Annotated in this window: 19 protein-coding genes and 5 tRNA genes; 8 read left to right on the top strand and 16 right to left on the bottom strand. The window is 60.6% G+C overall.

The annotated features are described in order from the left end of the window. Positions 1 to 166 precede the first annotated feature (166 nt). The 4 genes from mnmA to metG all read left to right on the top strand — a co-directional run bounded on the left by mnmA (position 167) and on the right by metG (position 4,645). Positions 167 to 1,255: a tRNA 2-thiouridine(34) synthase MnmA gene (gene mnmA, locus I6E42_RS01520; RefSeq protein WP_235370086.1), complete on the top strand. Its 1,089-nt coding sequence runs from the start codon at positions 167 to 169 to the stop codon at positions 1,253 to 1,255. A 3-nt stretch (positions 1,256 to 1,258) separates the two neighbouring features. Then, positions 1,259 to 1,570, top strand: a complete 312-nt coding sequence (locus tag I6E42_RS01515) for a hypothetical protein (RefSeq protein ID WP_235370085.1) — start codon at positions 1,259 to 1,261, stop codon at positions 1,568 to 1,570. 192 nt (positions 1,571 to 1,762) lie between these two features. Next, a complete protein-coding gene (locus tag I6E42_RS01510) occupies positions 1,763 to 2,632 on the top strand; it encodes a hypothetical protein (protein WP_235370084.1) in 870 nt (289 codons plus the stop codon). A gap of 42 nt (positions 2,633 to 2,674) precedes the next feature. Continuing rightward, positions 2,675 to 4,645, top strand: a complete 1,971-nt coding sequence (metG, locus tag I6E42_RS01505) for a methionine--tRNA ligase (protein ID WP_235370083.1) — start codon at positions 2,675 to 2,677, stop codon at positions 4,643 to 4,645. Positions 4,646 to 4,708: 63 nt separating this feature from the next. On the opposite strand, the gene I6E42_RS01500 is transcribed toward metG, so the two are convergent. Then, entirely contained in the window at positions 4,709 to 5,017 is a 309-nt protein-coding gene (locus I6E42_RS01500; RefSeq protein ID WP_235370082.1) for a hypothetical protein, read from the bottom strand. Positions 5,018 to 5,247: 230 nt separating this feature from the next. On the opposite strand from I6E42_RS01500, the gene I6E42_RS01495 reads away from it, so the two are divergent. The 3 genes from I6E42_RS01495 (at position 5,248) to I6E42_RS01485 (ending at position 9,150) form a co-directional block, all read left to right on the top strand. After that, positions 5,248 to 5,763, top strand: coding sequence for a shikimate kinase (locus tag I6E42_RS01495; protein ID WP_235370081.1), 516 nt, complete (start codon positions 5,248 to 5,250; stop codon positions 5,761 to 5,763). A 77-nt stretch (positions 5,764 to 5,840) separates the two neighbouring features. Then, on the top strand, positions 5,841 to 7,739 hold the full coding sequence (locus I6E42_RS01490) for a DEAD/DEAH box helicase (RefSeq protein ID WP_235370080.1): 1,899 nt from the start codon (positions 5,841 to 5,843) through the stop codon (positions 7,737 to 7,739). A 73-nt stretch (positions 7,740 to 7,812) separates the two neighbouring features. Beyond that, complete coding sequence (locus I6E42_RS01485; protein WP_235370079.1) at positions 7,813 to 9,150, top strand: butyryl-CoA:acetate CoA-transferase; 1,338 nt, start codon at positions 7,813 to 7,815, stop codon at positions 9,148 to 9,150. 105 nt (positions 9,151 to 9,255) lie between these two features. On the opposite strand, the gene I6E42_RS01480 is transcribed toward I6E42_RS01485, so the two are convergent. The 10 genes from I6E42_RS01480 to pyrB all read right to left on the bottom strand — a co-directional run bounded on the left by I6E42_RS01480 (position 9,256) and on the right by pyrB (position 14,126). Then, a complete protein-coding gene (locus I6E42_RS01480) occupies positions 9,256 to 9,420 on the bottom strand; it encodes a hypothetical protein (RefSeq protein ID WP_235370078.1) in 165 nt (54 codons plus the stop codon). Positions 9,421 to 9,820: 400 nt separating this feature from the next. Beyond that, a complete protein-coding gene (locus tag I6E42_RS01475) occupies positions 9,821 to 10,441 on the bottom strand; it encodes a TatD family nuclease-associated radical SAM protein (protein ID WP_235370077.1) in 621 nt (206 codons plus the stop codon). A 15-nt stretch (positions 10,442 to 10,456) separates the two neighbouring features. After that, positions 10,457 to 11,227, bottom strand: a complete 771-nt coding sequence (locus I6E42_RS01470) for a TatD family hydrolase (protein WP_235370076.1) — start codon at positions 11,225 to 11,227, stop codon at positions 10,457 to 10,459. 180 nt (positions 11,228 to 11,407) lie between these two features. Then, positions 11,408 to 11,914, bottom strand: a complete 507-nt coding sequence (locus I6E42_RS01465; protein WP_235370075.1) for a DUF4352 domain-containing protein — start codon at positions 11,912 to 11,914, stop codon at positions 11,408 to 11,410. A gap of 346 nt (positions 11,915 to 12,260) precedes the next feature. After that, positions 12,261 to 12,336, bottom strand: a tRNA-Lys gene (locus I6E42_RS01460). A 143-nt stretch (positions 12,337 to 12,479) separates the two neighbouring features. After that, positions 12,480 to 12,554, bottom strand: a tRNA-Gln gene (locus tag I6E42_RS01455). A 67-nt stretch (positions 12,555 to 12,621) separates the two neighbouring features. Beyond that, a tRNA-His gene (locus I6E42_RS01450) sits at positions 12,622 to 12,698 on the bottom strand. A gap of 38 nt (positions 12,699 to 12,736) precedes the next feature. Further along, a tRNA-Arg gene (locus tag I6E42_RS01445) sits at positions 12,737 to 12,813 on the bottom strand. A gap of 3 nt (positions 12,814 to 12,816) precedes the next feature. Beyond that, positions 12,817 to 12,890, bottom strand: a tRNA-Gly gene (locus I6E42_RS01440). A 174-nt stretch (positions 12,891 to 13,064) separates the two neighbouring features. Next, the gene (gene pyrB / locus I6E42_RS01435) at positions 13,065 to 14,126 is read right to left on the bottom strand and encodes an aspartate carbamoyltransferase (protein WP_235370074.1); all 1,062 of its coding nucleotides are present in this window, start codon (positions 14,124 to 14,126) and stop codon (positions 13,065 to 13,067) included. Positions 14,127 to 14,335: 209 nt separating this feature from the next. Here pyrB and I6E42_RS01430 point away from each other — a divergent pair, with 209 nt between their 5' ends. Then, positions 14,336 to 14,854, top strand: a complete 519-nt coding sequence (locus I6E42_RS01430; RefSeq protein WP_235370073.1) for a putative ABC transporter permease — start codon at positions 14,336 to 14,338, stop codon at positions 14,852 to 14,854. Between the two features lie 52 nt (positions 14,855 to 14,906). Here I6E42_RS01430 and I6E42_RS01425 read toward each other — a convergent pair whose 3' ends face one another. The 5 genes from I6E42_RS01425 to I6E42_RS01405 form a co-directional block, all read right to left on the bottom strand. Continuing rightward, a complete protein-coding gene (locus I6E42_RS01425; RefSeq protein ID WP_235370072.1) occupies positions 14,907 to 15,077 on the bottom strand; it encodes a hypothetical protein in 171 nt (56 codons plus the stop codon). A gap of 80 nt (positions 15,078 to 15,157) precedes the next feature. Further along, complete coding sequence (locus I6E42_RS01420) at positions 15,158 to 15,919, bottom strand: polysaccharide deacetylase family protein (RefSeq protein WP_235370071.1); 762 nt, start codon at positions 15,917 to 15,919, stop codon at positions 15,158 to 15,160. 107 nt (positions 15,920 to 16,026) lie between these two features. Beyond that, positions 16,027 to 16,470, bottom strand: coding sequence for a GNAT family N-acetyltransferase (locus I6E42_RS01415; RefSeq protein WP_235370070.1), 444 nt, complete (start codon positions 16,468 to 16,470; stop codon positions 16,027 to 16,029). Between the two features lie 79 nt (positions 16,471 to 16,549). Further along, positions 16,550 to 17,521 (bottom strand): SPFH domain-containing protein, encoded by a 972-nt coding sequence (locus I6E42_RS01410; RefSeq protein ID WP_235370069.1) that lies wholly within the window; start codon positions 17,519 to 17,521, stop codon positions 16,550 to 16,552. A 28-nt stretch (positions 17,522 to 17,549) separates the two neighbouring features. Then, the gene (locus tag I6E42_RS01405) at positions 17,550 to 17,978 is read right to left on the bottom strand and encodes an NfeD family protein (RefSeq protein WP_235370068.1); all 429 of its coding nucleotides are present in this window, start codon (positions 17,976 to 17,978) and stop codon (positions 17,550 to 17,552) included. Between the last annotated feature and the right edge of the window lie 183 nt (positions 17,979 to 18,161).

Below are 18,161 nucleotides of genomic sequence, written 5' to 3'. Positions count from 1 at the left end.
AATATTATGTCCCCCTATTTTCGTATTGATTCCGGACGGATTTCGCCGCTTCCCTTGGGTTTTTCCCCCTTCCGGTTGCTCTTTGGGACAAAGTATGCTATACTTCCAATTACATTTCATCCAGACCGTCCGGGACTGCCCGGACCGGACAGGGAGGGTTCCGTCAATGTGTGCTCGCGTTGCCGTCGCCATGAGCGGCGGCGTGGACAGTTCCGCCGCCGCCTTTCTGTTAAAGGAGGCCGGTCACGACCTGATCGGTGTCACCATGAAGCTCTTTGACAACGGCGACGCGGGGGTCTCGGGAGAGAGCGCCTGCTGCTCCCTGGACGACGCCGAGGACGCCCGGGCGGTGGCCCGGCTGTTGGGCTTTCCCCACTATGTGTTCAATTTCTCCCGCCCCTTCCGCACCCAGGTCATGGACCGCTTTGCCTGCGCCTACGAGCGTGGGGAGACCCCCAACCCCTGCATCGACTGCAACAAGTATCTGAAATTCGGCTCCTTGCTCCAGCGGGCCCGGGAACTGGACCGGGACTATGTGGCCACCGGCCACTACGTCCGGCTGGAGCACGACCAGGGGTCGGGCCGCTGGCTGCTGTGGAAAGCCCTCCACCCGGAGAAGGACCAGAGCTATGTGCTGTACAATCTGACCCAGGATCAGCTTGCCCACAGCCTCTTTCCTCTGGGCGGGCTGTCCAAGCCGGAGATCCGGGCCATCGCCGAGGAGCAGGGCCTCATCAACGCCCGCAAACGGGAGAGCCAGGACATCTGCTTCGTCCCTGACGGGGACTACGCCGCCTTTATCCGCCGTCACACCGGCCGTGACTACCCCTCCGGTCCCTTCCTGGACCAGAGCGGCCGGGTCCTGGGCGCCCACACCGGCATTGTGGACTACACCGTGGGCCAGCGCCGGGGGCTGGGGGTATCCTCCAACCAGGGGCGGCTCTATGTCAAGGAGGTCCGGCCCCAGGACAATACGGTGGTCCTCTCAGACAACGCCAGCCTGTTTGCCCGCACCCTCACAGCGGACCGGCTGAACCTGATCCCCATGGACCGGCTGGACACCCCCCTGCGCCTGCGGGCCAAGATCCGCTACCGCATGGCGGAACAGCCCTGCACCGTGGAACAGACCGGCCCGGACCAGGTCCGGGTGGTCTTTGACCAGCCTCAGCGCGCCATCACCCCCGGCCAGGCCGTGGTTTTCTACGACGGCGACCTGATGGTGGGCGGCGCCACCATTTTGAAAGGAGAATCCTGACCCATGAGCCGAAAGAAGTATAAGAAACGCCACTCCCACTCCACCATGGAAGCCAAGCGTCAGGCCGCCCAGGCCAAGCTGGCCGACGAGAAGGACCGGGCCCGGAAGCGGATGGACCCCACCGCCCGGAACCTACTGCTGGGCGACCTGGTCTTCCTTGCCATCTGCCAGCTGCTTTACAGCAACGGCAGCATCTCCAATGAGATCTCCTCCGCGTGCAGCATTTTTGGCCTGATCATCCTGGTCATCGCCCTCTGGTTCCAGTTTGGGAAAAGGAAGGACGGAGAAGGCCCCTCCGGCAATTGGCCCAGTTGAATTCTGTGACAGAGACGGCTCCTTCCGCACCTTTCAGGGCGGATGCCGGAGAGCCGTCTCTTTTTTATGCCGAAAACCCGGCCCGTCAGGGGGAAATCCCCTCCGGTTGCTTGATTTTTCTCCCGAACTGGTATATGATATGGGCTGTTGAGTCCACCATTTCCCTTTTTGACGAAGGAGAATTTCCATATCATGCGAAAAGATCTGATTTTACCCAGCCTCGCCCTGGGGGCGGGCGTGCTGGGCTTTGGACTGCGGCGCTGGCAGTGGGCCTCCGGCTACGACCCGGATACCCAGCTCTTCACCTCCGGCCACCCCGCCGCCCTTCTCCTCCTGTTGCTGGCCGCGGGACTGGCTCTGGCCGCCCTGTTTCTCCTCCGGGGAATCGAAATACCGGAGGACTCCCCCCTGCCCTTCCGCTGTCCCTCCCCCGTCTACATGTCCCTGATGGCCGCCTCCGCCCTTCTCCTGCTGGGCAGCGGCGTGCTGGGCCTTCTGTCCGGGATGGAGGAGCTGGCCCTCTGGCGGATCGATCCGGAGTCCCATCTGCTCACCTACCCCGTGTCGGTGATGCTGTGCGCCCTGCTGGCCTTTGCCGCTGGCCTTTCCAACCTGATGCTGGGCAAAGGCGCTTACCGGGGAAACGCCCCCCAGGTCTGTTCCCTGCTTGCCCTGTTTCCTCCTATGACCGCCCTGGTGTGGCTGTTTTCCACCCACCTGGCCCACGGCACCGACCCCATTCTGATGAACTACGGCTTCTCTCTGGCTGCGGCCATCTTCCTGATGCTGGCCCACTATGACGCCGCCGCCGCCTTCCACGACCGGCCCCATCCCTTCCGCGGTGCCTTCTGCGCCCTGCTGGGGATCTTTTGCGGGCTGGTCTCCCTGGCCGACGGTCTCCCCCCCTTCCAGGCCGTTCTGACCGCCGCTTTTATCCTGTCCGCCCTGGCAGGGCTGTGGTCTCTGCTGCGGACCGCCTTTGGTCCCCCCTGGCCCAAGCGGCTGCTGGAGGCGCGAATGCCCCTTGGGGCGCAGGATGAAGAGGATGACGAGCCGGTCTGACGGCCTCAACAAAAACGATTACTACCAAGGGAGAGTTTTAATATGGAAAAGAAACGCTTTTATATCACCACCCCCATCTACTACCCCAGCGACAAGCTGCACATCGGCCACACCTACTGCACCGTGGCCACTGACGCCATGGCCCGCTACAAGCGGCTCCAGGGCTGTGACGTGCTCTTTCTGACCGGCACCGACGAGCACGGCCAGAAGATCGAGGACAAGGCCAAGGAGGCCGGCGTCACCCCCAAGGAGTTTGTGGACCGCATCGTGGAGGGCCCCCAGGGCGTCAAGGACCTGTGGAAGCTGATGAATATCTCCAACGACCGGTTCATCCGCACCACCGACGACTATCACGTCTCCGCCATTCAGAAGATTTTCAAGAAGATGTACGAGAACGGGGACATCTACAAGGGCAAGTATGTGGGCAAATACTGCAAGCCCTGCGAGTCCTTCTGGACGGAGAGCCAGCTGGTGGACGGCAAGTGTCCCGACTGCGGCCGGGAGGTCCAGGACGCGGAGGAGGAGGCCTACTTCTTCCGTCTCAGCAAGTACGCCGACAAGGTCCAGCACCTGCTGGAGGACACCGACTTTTTGGAGCCCCGCTCCCGGGTCAACGAGATGGTGAACAACTTCATCAAGCCCGGTCTGGAGGACCTGTGCGTCAGCCGCACCTCCTTCACCTGGGGCGTGCCCGTGGACTTCGATCCCGGCCACGTGGTCTATGTGTGGGTGGACGCCCTGTTCAACTACACCACCGCCCTGGGCTTCCTCAACGACAAGTACGACGACTATGAGAAGTTCTGGCCCGCCGACGTCCACTTTGTGGGCAAGGAGATCGTCCGGTTCCACTCCATCATTTGGCCCGCCATGCTCATGAGCATGGGAATGCCCCTGCCCAAGAAGGTGTTCGGCCACGGCTGGCTGCTGCTGGACGGCGGCAAGATGTCCAAGTCCAAGGGCAACGTGGTGGACCCCTACCTGCTGGCCCAGCGCTTCGGTGTGGACGCCCTGCGGTTCTTCCTGCTTCGCACCTTCCCCTTCGGCTCCGACGGCAACTTCTCCAACGAGGCCCTGATCAACACCATCAACGTGGACCTGGCCAACGACCTGGGCAACCTGCTCAGCCGCACCGTGTCCATGGTGGGCAAGTACTTCGGCGGCACCCTGCCCGAGGCTCAGACTGAGGACACCGGGAAGGACGCCGAGCTGGTGGAGCTGATTTCCTCCCTCCGGGGCCGCTACGAGGAGCAGATGGAGAAGTTCGCCTTCCAGAACGCCCTCAGCGAGATCTTCAAGGTCATCGACCGGGCCAACAAGTATATTGACGAGAACGCCCCCTGGGTGCTGGCCAAGGACATGGAGGCCAACGGCTCCCGTCTGGCCCGGGTCATGTACAACCTGCTGGAGGCCCTGCGGGTGTGCGGCATCCTGCTGACCCCCTTCATCCCCGACTCCGCCGCCGAGGTATTGAACCAGATCGGCGCCTGCGAAGGCTGCCGCACCTGGGAGAGCGCCGGGGTGTACGGTTCCCTGCGGAAGGACGTCACCGTCCAGCGGGGCAAGAACCTGTTCCCCCGCATCGACATGGAAAAGGAGCTGGCCGCGCTGGAGGAGATCGCCGCCCAGGCCAAGAAGGCCGCCCTCCCCGCCCTGGAGCTGGAGCCTCAGCTCACTGAGAAAGTGGACTTTGACACCTTCTGCAAGAGCGACTTCCGGGCCGTCAAAGTCAAGGCCTGCGAGAACGTGAAAAAGAGCGAGAAGCTGCTCAAGTTCACCCTGGACGACGGCACCGGCACCGACCGCCAGATCCTCTCCGGCATCGCCAAGTGGTACAAGCCTGAGGAGCTGGTGGGCAAGACCCTGATGGCCATCGTCAACCTGCCTCCCCGGAAGATGATGGGGCACGAGTCCAACGGCATGCTCATCTCCGCCGTCCACACCGAAAAGGGCGAGGAGAAGCTGAACCTGCTGATCCTGGACGACAAGATTCCCGCCGGGGCCAAGATGTGCTGAGTTCTGGGTTTTGATAAACTATGTTTAGACCGGCAGGGCCGGGGCATTGCCCCGGCCCTGCTGCTATTCAAACCGTTTGATGATTTGCGTTACAATTCTCTTATAATCGTCATCCCAATACTCAATCAGGCAGTCCAGCCACGAAAAGACATAGAAATTTTTCATAAATGGCGCGTCCCGGTGAACCGTTAGCAGGACAAAAATGATCTCATAAAGGGACTCCTGCGCCAAATGCCGGATGATCCGCCGCATCATATCCAAATTCATATGTTCCTCCCCAGGCGTACATATCAAATACCACCACCCCGGATATTGTTTGATCCACTCTAACAGTCTTACAGCACCTTTTTTCTGTATGTCTGAAACAGCCATTTCCTCTTTCTCCCTTTTTCCCGTATTTCATCTTCTCAGCACAGGATAACCCACCACCCCCCATATGACAATTCTCCTCTTTCCATATATACTGATACTCATATATACTGTTTTCAGCCCGTAAAACAAAATTCTCTCCGTTCTCCTTTTCGCCTCATCCCCCTTTCTTTTTCCCGAGAGATATGGTACAATACAAGCTGATTTCGTCTGTAAAGGTCAGGTAATGCTCTGTGAACAATATTGTTTTGATCGGTATGCCGGGTTCCGGCAAAAGCACGGTAGGGGTCCTGCTGGCCAAGGCCCTGGGTTACGGTTTCCTGGATGTGGACCTGGTGATTCAGCGCCAGGAGAGGGCTCTCCTCCAGGAAATCCTGGATACCCGGGGCGTGGACGCCTTCCTGGACGCCGAGGAGAAGGCCGTGTGCTCGGTGCAGTGCCATGAGCATGTTGTCGCCCCCGGGGGCAGCGCGGTCTGCCGGGAGAAGGCCGCCCTTCACCTGAAGTCCCTGGGGCCTGTGGTCTACCTGAAGGTCCCCCTGGAGGAGCTCCAGCAGCGCATCCAGAACCTGTCCACCCGGGGCATCGCCATGAAGCCCGGCCAGACTCTGGCCGATGTGATGGCTTACCGCGCCCCCCTTTACGACAAATACGCCGACCTGGTCATTGACTGCGGCGGGGGCCAGACCCTGGCCCAGACCGCCCAGCAGGTGCTGGAACGCCTGCGCAAACTGGACCGGCAATCCTAACCCCAGCCCGCGGGGAACTTGCGGGCCGGACCGGGCGGAAACCACGTCCGCTCCGAATGAAACAAAGGAAGTATCCCATGACATTTCGTGAACTGGGGCTGTGCGCCCCCATCCTGACTGCCCTGGAGGAGCAGGGCTATCAAAAACCGTCCCCCATTCAAACCAAAGCCATTCCCCCCGCCCTGGCGGGCCGCGACGTGCTGGGCTGCGCCCAGACAGGCACCGGCAAGACCTGCGCCTTCGCCGCCCCCATTTTACAGCGGCTGGAGGGGTCCACCCCGCCCGGCCGGCCCATCCGGGCTCTGATCCTCACCCCCACCCGGGAGCTGGCCATCCAGATCGGCGAGAGCTTCGCCGCCTACGGCAAGTATCTTCACCTGCGTCACACCGTCATTTTCGGCGGCGTGGGCCAGAATCCCCAGGTGGACGCCCTGAAACGGGGGGTGGACATTCTCATTGCCACCCCCGGCCGGCTCATGGACCTCCATGACCAGGGCTTCGTCTCTCTGGACAAGCTGGAGATCTTCGTGCTGGACGAGGCCGACCGGATGCTGGACATGGGCTTCATCCACGACGTGAAGAAGATCCTCAAGTGGCTGCCCCGGCAGAAGCAGACCATGCTGTTCTCCGCCACCATGCCCCCGGAGATCGCCGACCTGGTGAACTCCCTGCTCCGTGACCCCGCCCGGGTGGCGGTGGACCCGGTGTCCTCCCCGGTGGAGGCCATCCGGCAGTCCGTCTACCTGGTGGACAAGGCCAACAAGACCCGGCTGCTGGCCCATCTGATCCGCACTTTGCACGTGAAAAACGCCCTGGTCTTTACCCGGACCAAGCACGGAGCCAACAAGGTGGCCCGTGACCTGGAAAAGGAGGGCATCTCCGCCGCCGCCATCCACGGCAACAAGAGCCAGACCGCCCGGCAGCAGGCCCTGTCCGATTTCAAGGCCGGAATGATCCAATGCCTGGTGGCCACCGACATTGCCGCCCGCGGGCTGGACATTGAGGAGTTGTCCCACGTCTTCAACTACAACCTGCCCGAGGTCCCCGAGACCTACGTCCACCGCATCGGCCGCACCGGCCGGGCGGGCCGTGGCGGACAGGCCATCGCCTTCTGCGATTTCTCCGAGCAGCCCCTGCTCAAGGACATCGAAAAGCTCATTGGCCGCAAGGTCCCCCTGGTGGAGGCCCACCCCTACCCCATGGAAGTCTTCGAGGCCCCCAAGCGGGACAAGCACGGCAAGATCATCAACGAGGAGGACGCCGAGGCCCGGGCCGCCGCCCGGGAGCTGCGCCGCCAGCGGGACGAGGCCCAGAAGGCCGCCGCCCGGGAAAAGCGGCTGGAGGAACAGGCGAAGGAGGCCCAGGCCCTCCAGGCCCTGGAGGAGAAAGAGCCCGCCCCCGCCAAGTCCCGCCGCCGCAGGAAGAAAAAATCCGCCGTCCCCGAGGCCGCGCCTGCGCCGGAGGCGGAGATCCCCTTCGATCCCCTGCCCAGCCGCCCCAGGCTGACCCGGCCGGGCACCTTGATGGACACCGGAGACTCCATGCCCCGCACGGAATTCCACCGGCCCAATCCCCTGGACAGCGACGTGATCATGGACGCCACCGCCCGGCTGCTGGCTCCCCGGAAGTCTACCCTCACCACTGCCCGGCCCGTTTTGACCGAGGAACCGCCCCGCGCCTCCTCCCGGAAACGGAAGAAAAAGCCGACGGCCCAGGCGGCCCCGGTTTCCCAGCCCGTCCCCGCTGAACCTTCCGTCCAGGCCGCTCCCAGCCGCAAGCGGAAAAAGAAGGGGACAAAAAAGGCGGAGCCCACCCCCGAGCAGCGCCGGTTGGTCCCCGCTGAACCCCGGAAGAAGCAGGGCCGGAACCGGAACGCACGCCGCGGGATGCCCCCGGAGCCCCACAGGACCCAGCCCAAGGACTCCACGGAGCAGCCCAGCCTGATGAAGCCCTATTATCTGGACATCGGGCACTGAATCTGTTTTATTCCCCGGCCTCCGGCCGGGTATCGATCTGCGAGAAAAATTAAGATATATGGAGGATGCAAACATGGATTATCAGGCATTGTATCAGCAGAAGCTGACCACCGCCGCTGAGGCGGTCAAGGTGGTCAAGTCCGGCGACTGGGTGGACTACGGCTGGTGTACCAACCACCCCGTGGCTCTGGACAAGGCCCTGGCCGACCGGAAGGACGAGCTGCATGACGTGAAAATCCGGGGCGGCGTCACCATGTGGATGCCCGAGATCGCCAAGGCCGAGGACGCCGGCGACCACTTCACCTGGCACTCCTGGCACTGCAGCGGCATCGACCGCAAGATCATCTCCAAGGGCATGGGCTTCTTCTCCCCCATGCGCTACTCCGAGCTGCCCCGGTTCTACCGGGAGAACGTCAATGTGGACGTGGCCATGATCCAGGTCACCCCCATGGACAAGCACGGCAACTTCAGCTACGCGTTGGCCTGCTCCCATCTGGCCGACATGCTGGAGCGGGCCAAGGTGGTCATCCTGGAGGTCAATGAGAACCTGCCCTGGGTCTACGGCCTGACCGGCTGCGAGATCAACATTCAGGACGTGGACTACGTGGTAGAGGGCGACAATCCCCCCGTGGCCCAGCTGGGCGGCGGCGGCGCCCCCACCGAGGTGGACAAGGCCGTGGCCAACCTGGTGGTGCCCATGATCCCCAACGGCGCCTGCCTGCAGCTGGGCATCGGCGGCATGCCCAACACCATCGGCTCCATGATCGCCCAGTCCGACCTGAAGGACCTGTCTGTCCACACCGAGATGTACGTGGACGGCTTCGTGGACATGGCCATGGCCGGTAAGATCACCGGTAAGCACAAGAATCTGGACAAGGGCCGCCAGGTCTTCGCCTTCGCCGCCGGCTCCCAGAAGCTGTATGACTACATGGACCGGAACCCCGACGTCATGGGCGCACCCGTGGACTACACCAACGACGTCCATGTCATCAGCCAGATCGACAACTTCATCTCCATCAACAACGCCATCGACATGGACCTGTTCGGCCAGGTCAACGCCGAGTCCGCCGGAACCAAACACATCTCCGGCACCGGCGGCCAGCTGGACTTCGCCATGGGTGCCTACCTGTCCAAGGGCGGCAAGAGCTTCATCTGCATGTCCTCCACCGTCACCGGCAAGGACGGCTCCGTCAAGAGCCGCATCGTCCCCACCCTGACCCCCGGCGCCATCGCCACCGACCCCCGGTCCTGCGTCCACTACATCGTCACCGAGTACGGCATGGTCAACCTGAAGGGCCTGTCCACCTGGGAGCGGGCCGAGCAGCTCATCAACATCGCCCACCCCGATTTCCGGGAGCAGCTCATCGCCGACGCCGAGAAGATGCACATCTGGCGTCGCTCCAATAAGTAATACTCACATCAGAAAATCCCCTCCGTTTTAAAAACGGAGGGGATTTTTGAATGCTTTCTATTTGTTCGGCGGGGGACAAGTCCCCGCCCTGCCGACCATTCACTGTCAGTCCAGCAGCTCCCACAGGAAGTTCTCCTGTTTCAGACGGCTGCCCAGGGTGGTGCCCTCGGGCAGCAGGAACATGGTGATGGAATGGCGCTGGCCGTCGTCGGTCACCAGTTCGGCGTAGTCGCCGTTAATGGACTGGACGGTATAAAGAATGGGGTCCAAAAATATCCCTCCCCTCTGCTTCTTCTTTTGATAAAAGTCCGTTTTATTGGACAGTTCTTTTTGTATACTGAGGTCACTCAGATACGAAAGGAGCAAAACGCGATGGATTATGAAATGGTATGGGTACGGGGGCACATCGAGGTCTACGACTGGGCGGGGCGTTTCTGCTTCTCCGCCGACAACGAACGGGAGGCCCGGGAAGAGCTGGACCTAACCGCCTGAATAGTAACAAAAAATAGGAGGCCGATCTTATGTCGAAATATGTGGAACCAAAAACGGGGCTGCTGGCCGCTCTGTTCGCCGTCATCTTCCTGCCCTTCTCTATCCTCTTTGACCTGACCAAGCGTTACAAATGATGATAAAATCTCCGGTCCCGGCTGCGCCGGGACCGGAGATTTTATCAGGAATCAATAAAAGACCGGATACGCAGGTTGACCCCCAGTCCGGCGGCAATCTGTTTGCAGGTCTCGATCTCCTCGGGGCTCTTATCCTTGTCCACAATGGTCATGACCACGTGGGGCACATACTCCTTGGCCTCCTTTGCGAAGTCCAGCATGGCCTGATAGGCAGTCTCTCCCTGGATGGGATGGCACAGGGCCACATACTCCTCCGCCGTAATGGCGTTGAGGGAGATGGACACGGTGTCGATGCGGCCCTTCAGGTCGGGGCACACGTCCCGGCCCTGGATCAGGTTGGCGTGGCCGTTGGTGTTGATGCGCACCGGGGGCAGCTTATCCCCGAATTTCTCCTTCAGCCGGTCCACCAGCCAGAGAATGTCATCCATGCGGTAAGTGGGCTCGCCGTAGCCGCAGAAGACGATCTCCCGGTAGGCGGGGATGTCCCGGCTGAGGAAGCTGTCCAGGGCCTCCTGGCGGGTGGGCTCCCGCTCCAGCCAGAGGGAGTCCTCGGTGTAGATGGAGCCCTGGGCCTTGCCGTGGCGCAGGCAGAATTCACAGTTGCAGTTGCATTTGTTGGTCAGGTTGACGTACAGCGCGCCTTCATATTCATAGGTGATAGTCATGGGTATCTCTTCCTTTCAGCCGTCAATTCCAAAAAACCGTTTGCCGTTCTCCAGGGTGATCCGGGCCACCTCTTCCGGGTCCATTCCCTTCACCCGGGCGATGGTCTCGGCCACCAGGTGGACATGGCCCGAGTCGTTCCGCTTGCCCCGGAAGGGCTCGGGGGTCAGGTAGGGGGAGTCGGTCTCGATCATGATTCGGTCCATGGGCAGCCAGTCGATGACCTCCAGGGACTTTCGGGCGTTTTTATAGGTCACCACCCCGGTGAAGGAGAGCATCCAGCCCAGCTTCACCAGCACCTTGGCGTCCTCCAGACTGCCGGAGTAACAGTGGTACACGCCCCTGACCTTGGGATGGCACTTCACGACCTCCAGGCAGTCCTGGTGGGCCTCCCGGTCATGGATGATCACAGGGAGGGACAACTCCTCCGCCAGCTCCATCTGGGTATGGAACACCTGCTTCTGGAAATCCCGGGGCGGGTTGTCCTTCCAGTAGTAGTCCAGGCCGATCTCCCCGACGGCCCGCACCTTGGGGTGGGCCGCCAAGGCCCGCAGTTCCTCCACGGTGTGCCCGTCAAAGCCCTCGCAGTCGGAGGGGTGGACCCCCACGGCGGCGTAGACATAGGGAAATTGCTCCGCCAGGGAGACGGCGGTCCGGGAGCTGTCCAGATCGCAGCCGGGATTTAAGATCAACTCCACGCCCTTTTCCGGCATGGAGGCCAACACCTCCATCCGGTCACCGTTGAAGGCCCCGGAGTCATAGTGGGCGTGGGTATCAAATACGCGCATGAAATTCACCTCTTGTTTGCGGCTGGTCCATATCATAATGCCTACGGAACAAACCCGGTTCTTTTGATGAAATAGTGCGGCAGCCGCGCAGATCAGCCGAAAAGCAGTTTGTTCAGCAGACATTATCATACCCCAGCCCGGAGCAAAAAGCAAGGGGAAGGACTCTCCCTTCCCCCTCTTTCATAATTCCATCCAGACGTAGTAAGCGCTGCCCTCGGTGTACTGACTGGCGTTCTCTCCGTCGGCATACAGTTCCTGAAAGACCAGCGCCGCCCGGGACACCCCTTGGGGCACCTCAAAGACCAGCAGGCCCTCCCGCTGTCCGCCTTTCTCCAGGGTATACTCGTCCAGGAATTGGTCCTGGGTGTACTGGGGCAGGGTGTAGGCCCCCTCCATTTCCCCCGAAGAACCGGCATCCTCCCCTGTGCTCTCCCACTGGAGAATGAAATCAGCCCAACCCATGGGCACATCCTCGTCAAAGGTGTTTTTGATGGTCAGATGACACACCGCCAGCCGGCACCCCTCCCGGGCCGTATAGCTGCCAAAGAAATCCGCCGTCTCCACCTGGTCCACCGTGAAGTCGAACCAATAGGTGGACACCTTATCTCCCACTTCAAACTGGTTCTTTTCCACGCCTGTCCCCGAGGAACAGCCCCCGATCAGCAATGCGGCTGCCAGACTCAGCACCAGCAGTATCTTTCTAATTCTCCGGAGCCTCACGGCGCATCCGCTCCCCTATCTATGATGTAAACCGATTATAGAATATCCTGTCGGGAAAAGCAAGGGGAGCGCAGCCAGTGATCAAGTTATGACTTTTAAATAAAAGTCGTCGCGAACGATACGAAGTCCGCAACGACGTGGAAAGCGTGAACACTTTCGAGGTGCAGGCTACCATTCCGCATCCAAACCCGAACCGGAATCCAGCGAAGCGAATCCGGTTCGGAAACGAGGAGCAGCAGAATGAGCGCACGATGAGTTTTTGATGCGGAGCATAAAAAAACTCGTCGCAAGCGATATGACGCTTGCGACGAGTTGGTGACCCAGCGGGGACTCGAACCCCGGACCCACGGCTTAAAAGGCAGTTGCTCTACCGACTGAGCTACTGAGTCAGATATTCAATTACGGAAAGCCGAAGGCGGCAGCCAAACCGCAATCCAGTAAAGCGATTGCGGTTTGGGGAGGCGGTGCGGCGGAATGAGTGCGCTTTGGCCGCCAGGGCAAAGCAGACGATATGCAGCCCGCACCAACGAAGTGGCAGGGATGGCTGGACTCGAACCAGCGAGTGAGGGAGTCAAAGTCCCTTGCCTTACCACTTGGCTACACCCCTGTATCTGCGGCGACAAGAGGACAGGCAAGGGCCGGAGCCGAAGCTCCGGCCCTCCCGCCTATAGATGTGGGGTGGGTAAAGGGACTCGAACCCTCGACACCCGGAACCACAATCCGGTGCTCTAACCAACTGAGCTACACCCACCATATGTTGTGAAATGAAAGGAGCCGCGCATCATAAGATGGCACGCCTGAAGGGACTCGAACCCCTGACCCACTGCTTAGAAGGCAGTTGCTCTATCCACCTGAGCTACAGGCGCATTTGGAGCGGGTGATGGGAATCGAACCCACGCGACCAGCTTGGAAGGCTGGGATTCTACCATTGAACTACACCCGCATGGACGGCGCGTTCCTCTCACATCAGCCACAACAGAATATCATACATTTACCTGTTTTGTCAATCCCTTTTTCTTGATTTCTGAATTTTTTCTTTTTCACAATAGCGAACTAAATTATTTCTCCGAAATACCGCCCGCTTTCCACCGGAAAGCGGGCGGTTGCAACTTTTTCCTTACCGCAAGGCCGCGTCGCAGAACCCACAGCAGTCCACTCCGCCGATCTTCTTCACCAGAGGGGGCAGATAGGGCTGGGTCTGGGTGATGCAGCGGGGGTTGGTGCAGACGGGCTTAGTGCCGATCTCCACCGGAGGCACCGTATCCCACCGGGGCTGGAGGGCCAAATGCTCCAGCAGGGCCATCCGGGCGAACATGCCGTACCGGGCCTGCTGGAAATAAGCCGCCCTGGGATCGTCGTCCACGTCCACTGTGATCTCGTCCACACGGGGCAGGGGGTGCATGACCAACATCTTCTCCTTGGCCCGGTCCAGCTTCCGCCGGGTCAGGATGTAAATGCCCTTGTTCCGTTCGTACTCCAGGGGGTCCACGAACCGCTCCCGCTGGATCCGGGTCATATACAGCACGTCCAGCTGGGGAATGACCGCCTCCAGGCCCGTGACCTCCGTAAAACGCATGTTGTTTTCCTTCATGAAGGTGCGCATATACTCAGGCACCGCCAGTTCCCGTGGGGAGATGAGGAAAAACTTAATGTCCTTGAACTTTGCCATGGCCTTGATGAGAGAGTGGACGGTGCGGCCGTTTTTCAGGTCGCCGCACAGGCCCAGAGACAGGCCGTCCACCCGGCCCAGCAACTTGGTCATGGTGGTCAGGTCGGCCATGGTCTGGGTGGGGTGCATGTGGCCACCGTCGCCGGCATTGATGACAGGCACGTTGGAGTACAGGGAGGCCGCCTTGGCCGCCCCCTCCCAGGGGGTGCGCATGACGATGACGTCCGCGTAACCCGACACCATCTTGATGGTGTCCTTTAGTGTCTCTCCCTTGGCCACCGAGGAGGAATTGGGATCGGCGAAGCCGAACACCGTTCCGCCCAACCGCAGCATGGCGGTCTGAAAAGAAAAATTGGTCCGGGTAGAGGGCTCGTAAAACAAAGACGCGGCCACCTTGCCCCGGCACACATCAATAAACTGTTCAGGGGCGTCTATGATCTGGCTGGCCCGGGCATAGAGCGCGTCCCACTCCTCCCGGGGCAGATCGCCAAAATCGATCAGGTGCCTCATCGCATCCCACTCCTCATTGATTTTTTCTCCGAAATATCCTATCACAAACCGGCCTGTTCCGCAAGGCACGTCGGGAACTTTTCCACTTTTCCCCGAAACGCCCCTGGGATTAACCCTTGAGATTGGTAAATTGGTTTCAATGGCTAAAATTTGGCCGCATGAAATCCCCTCATTTCCGCTACCCTAAGGTTGGAAATGGAGGGTCCGTTTTGATCTGGTTTTGGAGTTTTACGGTTTACAGCTTTTTAGGGTTTCTGCTGGAAATATCCTTTGCCCGGGCCACCGGAGGACGGCCCGACCGGAAGTGTCTGCTGGTGCTGCCCCTGTGTCCGGTATACGGTCTGGGGGCCTGCGCCATCCTGCTGCTCGCCCCCCGCGCGGCCCCCCATCCCCTTGTCCTCTTTCTGTGGGGAACTCTGGCCGCCACGGCGGCAGAATACCTGATGGCGCTCTTTTATGAGGAGGGGCTGGGGGTGTCCTTCTGGGACTACCGGGGCCTGCCCGGCAGCATACAGGGGCGGGTGTGCCTGCCCTTTTCCCTGGCCTGGGGATTGCTCACCCTCCCCCTGGTCTACTGGGTCCACCCCGCCCTGTCTCCCCTGCTCCGGGCCATTCCCGGCCCTGTCAGTTGGATGGCCCTGACCACTGTGCTGGCCGACAGGCTGCTGTCCGTCCTCCTCCTGAAACGCACCAGAGACCGGGACTGTTTAAAGTGGTACGCCTTCTGAGTGCAAAAAACGGCCGCCGGAAAAATACCGGCGGTCGTTTTTATTCGCTGTATTACTCCTCGTAGTCGTCGTACTCGGAAGCGCAGGCCTTGCGCTGGAGCTTTTCCTTGGCGCAGTCGCCCAATTCAGTCAGTTTATCCCAGTAAGCGATAATGGCACAGACGGCCGCGGCGGCTCCCAGAGACAGAGCCACGATCTTCAGTACAAAACGAGCCACTTTCATATCCATGTTTCCTCCTTTGATGTGGACTGCTGCCTTTAGTGTACATGAAAGGAGAAAAAATTACAATCACTTTTACAAATTTAATCCGGGTGTCCTCCATTTTTCTCCGGGCACAGGGCGGTGTACAAGCCCCCGTTCTCCGGCTGAACGCCCCGCAGGTCCATCAGCTGCTCCACCGTGACAAAGCAATATCCCCGGTCCAGCAGCTCGTCCACGATCCGCAGGGCGGCGTCCACCGAGGTGTCATAGATGTCGTGCATGAGAATGATATCCCCGTCTTCCACCTGTCTGGTCACACAGTCCACGATCCGGTCGGCGTCCTGGTATTTCCAGTCCTCCGGGTCCACCGACCACAGGATCAGCGGTCCATCCGCCCACTGCTCCACCGACCGGTCCACAATGCCGTAAGGGGGCCGGAGCCAGTAGTCCCCCTGTCCCAGAATATCCGTCAGCAGCGCCCTGGTCTTGCTGACCTGAAGGTCGAAATCTGCTCGGGACAGCTCGGTCACCCGCACATGGTCGTAGGTATGGATGCCGATCTGGTGTCCTTCCGCCGCCATCTCCCGGATCAGGTCCTCACTGCCAGCAATCCGCTCTCCCACCAGGAAGAAGGTGGCAGGCACCTCCCGCAGGGCCAGCCCCTCCAGCAATCGGCCGGTGGTAGCGTTTCGCGGCCCGTCATCAAAGGTGAGGGCAACTAGGGGTGCTTCTCCCGTATCCAGTTCCACCATGGCCCCGCCTCCGGCGGGGCGGACCTCCGTGCCTGTCCCCGGCCCGATTGCCAGTGCCAGACATGCCGCCAAGAGGCCAAGCCCCACGCCCCGTACTCCGTTTCCTTTCACACCACCGCGCCCCTTTCCAACGCCATTCAGCATCAGTATGTGACGGGCGCGCGGTTTTTTGTCTTGAAATTTCTGTTATTTTGACGGAATGGCTGCTTCACCGGATGCTACGTGTCGGTCAGCGTCATTTCTGCCAGTGCCCTATTCCGGTATACCAGGTCCTCCCGAGGGGAAAAGCCCATTTTCTCCCAAAACAAGTTTCCTTCCCGGTTCCGCTCAAAGGCTACCAGAGCCACCTTATGGATCCCGCAGGCCTCAAAGGCCTCCAGGGCCTTCCCGACCAGTCTCCGGCCGATCCCCTGTTTCCGGAAATCCGGATGGACCGCCGTATGATAAAGGTAGCCCCTGCGGCCATCATTGCCTCCCAGGATCGCTCCCACCACGCGCCCATCGCCGGCCACCGCCACGAAGCAGGTGTCCGGATTGCGGCGCAGGAATGTTTCGATCCCCTCCCTGGAGTCATCCAAACCGTTCAATCTCATCCCAGTACAGGACATCCACAACCCATAGACCGCGTCATAATCCTTAGCATTCATCTGTCTGATTTCCATTGGTTCCTCCCCTTTTCCCGCTGCCAGTGCAGTTGATCGAATAAAAACAGCCGCCCGGCGGGGCGGCTGCGGCGCAGGATCACTGCTTGGGCACGGTTTTGGTGATGGTAGCCTTGGGGTCCTCGGTATCGAAGACGGTCTTGGCGGCGGCGGCCAGACCGGCCAGGCCCTGGATCTCGCTGGGGACGATGATCTTGGTGGCCTTGCCGTTGGCGGCGGCGGTAAAGGCCTCCAGGGCCTTGATCTTGATGACAGCGTCCCCGGGGGCCGCCTCGTTGATGAGCTTGATGGCGTCAGCGGTGGCCTGCTGCACCTTCAGGATGGCCTGGGCCTCGGCCTCGGCCTCCAGGATCTTGGCCTGCTTGGCGCCCTCGGCCTGGAGGATGGCCGCCTGCTTGGCCGCGTCGGCCCGGAGGATGGCGGACTGCTTCTCGCCCTCGGCCACCAGGATCTGGGACTGCTTCTGGCCCTCGGCCTGGAGAATGGCCTCACGGCGCTCACGCTCGGCCCGCATCTGCTTCTCCATGGACTCCTGGATGTCCCGGGGCGGCATGATGTTTTTCAGCTCCACACGGTTGACCTTGATGCCCCAGGGATCGGTGGCCTCGTCCAGGATGGACCGCATTTGGGTGTTGATGTGGTCCCGGCTGGTGAGGGACTGGTCCAGCTCCAGATCGCCGATGATGTTGCGCAGGGTGGTGGCGGTCAGGTTCTCGATGGCGGACAGGGGGTTTTCCACGCCGTAGGTGTACAGCTTGGGGTCGGTGATCTGAAAATAGACCACGGTATCGATCTGCATGGTGACGTTGTCCTTGGTGATGACGGGCTGGGGAGCAAAGTCCACCACCTGCTCCTTCAGAGACACATTTTTCGCCACCCGCTCAATGATGGGCATCTTGAATTTCAGGCCCACGTCCCACACGGTGCGGAAGGCGCCCAGGCGCTCGATTACGAAAGCCCGGGACTGGGGCACGACCTTGATACAGGAACTCAGCAGCAGGAGCAGGAACAGGATCCCCACACCCACTACGACCCATTTGATAATCTCCATTTTACCGTTCCTCCTTATTCTTGACTGCTCATTTTGTTTCCACGAAGACCTTCACGCCCTCGATCCGGAGCACCGTAACCTCCGTATCCTTGGGGATCACCACGTCCTGTTCGCTGCGGGCGGTCCAGATCTGGCCGGCGACCTTGACCTGTCCTGTTCCGGACAGGTTGTCGATGGTCTCGGTGACCACGGCGGTCTTGCCGATGACCCGGTCCGCGTTGGTGGCCACCCGGCCCGACTGCATCAGCTTGGCGGCCACGGGGCGCACCAGAGCCAGGGCCAGGGCGGACAGGGCCAGAAACACCACCACCTGGAGCCAGATGGAGCCGCCCAGAACGGCCACCATCAGTCCTCCCAGGGCGCCTACCGCAAACCAGATAAAGGTGAGGCCCACTGTCAGTGCCTCTCCCACCACCAGCACGATGGCCGTCAGCAGCCAAATGGTACTTGGAAGCATAGCGACTCCTTTCCTCGCCGATCCTCCCGGATCGTTGACTTCTATTGCTTTTAGCATACCATAGGTTGGCGGAAAATGCTACAGGTTCCCATCAGGATTCATACAAGTTTAATAATTCAACGCTCCGCCCTTTTTTATGCCCTCTGCCTGGGGCTTCCGGGCCTGCACCCACTGGTCGTGCAG

The sequence above is a fragment of the Pseudoflavonifractor phocaeensis genome (genome assembly GCF_021531815.1).
GTDB classification, from domain to species: domain Bacteria; phylum Bacillota; class Clostridia; order Oscillospirales; family Oscillospiraceae; genus Lawsonibacter; species Lawsonibacter phocaeensis_A.
The sequence above is the reverse complement of the archived record's forward strand: the minus strand, read 5'-3'. Positions and strand labels throughout refer to the sequence as shown.

Coding starts and splice junctions, on each gene's coding strand:
- I6E42_RS01510 (WP_235370084.1), top strand. CDS start 1,763: ATGCGAAAAGATCTGATTTTACCCAGCCTCGCCCTGGGGGCGGGCGTG.
- I6E42_RS01500 (WP_235370082.1), bottom strand. CDS start 5,017: ATGGCTGTTTCAGACATACAGAAAAAAGGTGCTGTAAGACTGTTAGAG.
- pyrB (WP_235370074.1), bottom strand. CDS start 14,126: ATGAGGCACCTGATCGATTTTGGCGATCTGCCCCGGGAGGAGTGGGAC.
- mnmA (WP_235370086.1), top strand. CDS start 167: ATGTGTGCTCGCGTTGCCGTCGCCATGAGCGGCGGCGTGGACAGTTCC.
- I6E42_RS01470 (WP_235370076.1), bottom strand. CDS start 11,227: ATGCGCGTATTTGATACCCACGCCCACTATGACTCCGGGGCCTTCAAC.
- I6E42_RS01490 (WP_235370080.1), top strand. CDS start 5,841: ATGACATTTCGTGAACTGGGGCTGTGCGCCCCCATCCTGACTGCCCTG.
- I6E42_RS01415 (WP_235370070.1), bottom strand. CDS start 16,470: ATGGAAATCAGACAGATGAATGCTAAGGATTATGACGCGGTCTATGGG.
- metG (WP_235370083.1), top strand. CDS start 2,675: ATGGAAAAGAAACGCTTTTATATCACCACCCCCATCTACTACCCCAGC.
- I6E42_RS01425 (WP_235370072.1), bottom strand. CDS start 15,077: ATGAAAGTGGCTCGTTTTGTACTGAAGATCGTGGCTCTGTCTCTGGGA.
- I6E42_RS01485 (WP_235370079.1), top strand. CDS start 7,813: ATGGATTATCAGGCATTGTATCAGCAGAAGCTGACCACCGCCGCTGAG.
- I6E42_RS01475 (WP_235370077.1), bottom strand. CDS start 10,441: ATGACTATCACCTATGAATATGAAGGCGCGCTGTACGTCAACCTGACC.
- I6E42_RS01405 (WP_235370068.1), bottom strand. CDS start 17,978: ATGCTTCCAAGTACCATTTGGCTGCTGACGGCCATCGTGCTGGTGGTG.
- I6E42_RS01515 (WP_235370085.1), top strand. CDS start 1,259: ATGAGCCGAAAGAAGTATAAGAAACGCCACTCCCACTCCACCATGGAA.
- I6E42_RS01410 (WP_235370069.1), bottom strand. CDS start 17,521: ATGGAGATTATCAAATGGGTCGTAGTGGGTGTGGGGATCCTGTTCCTG.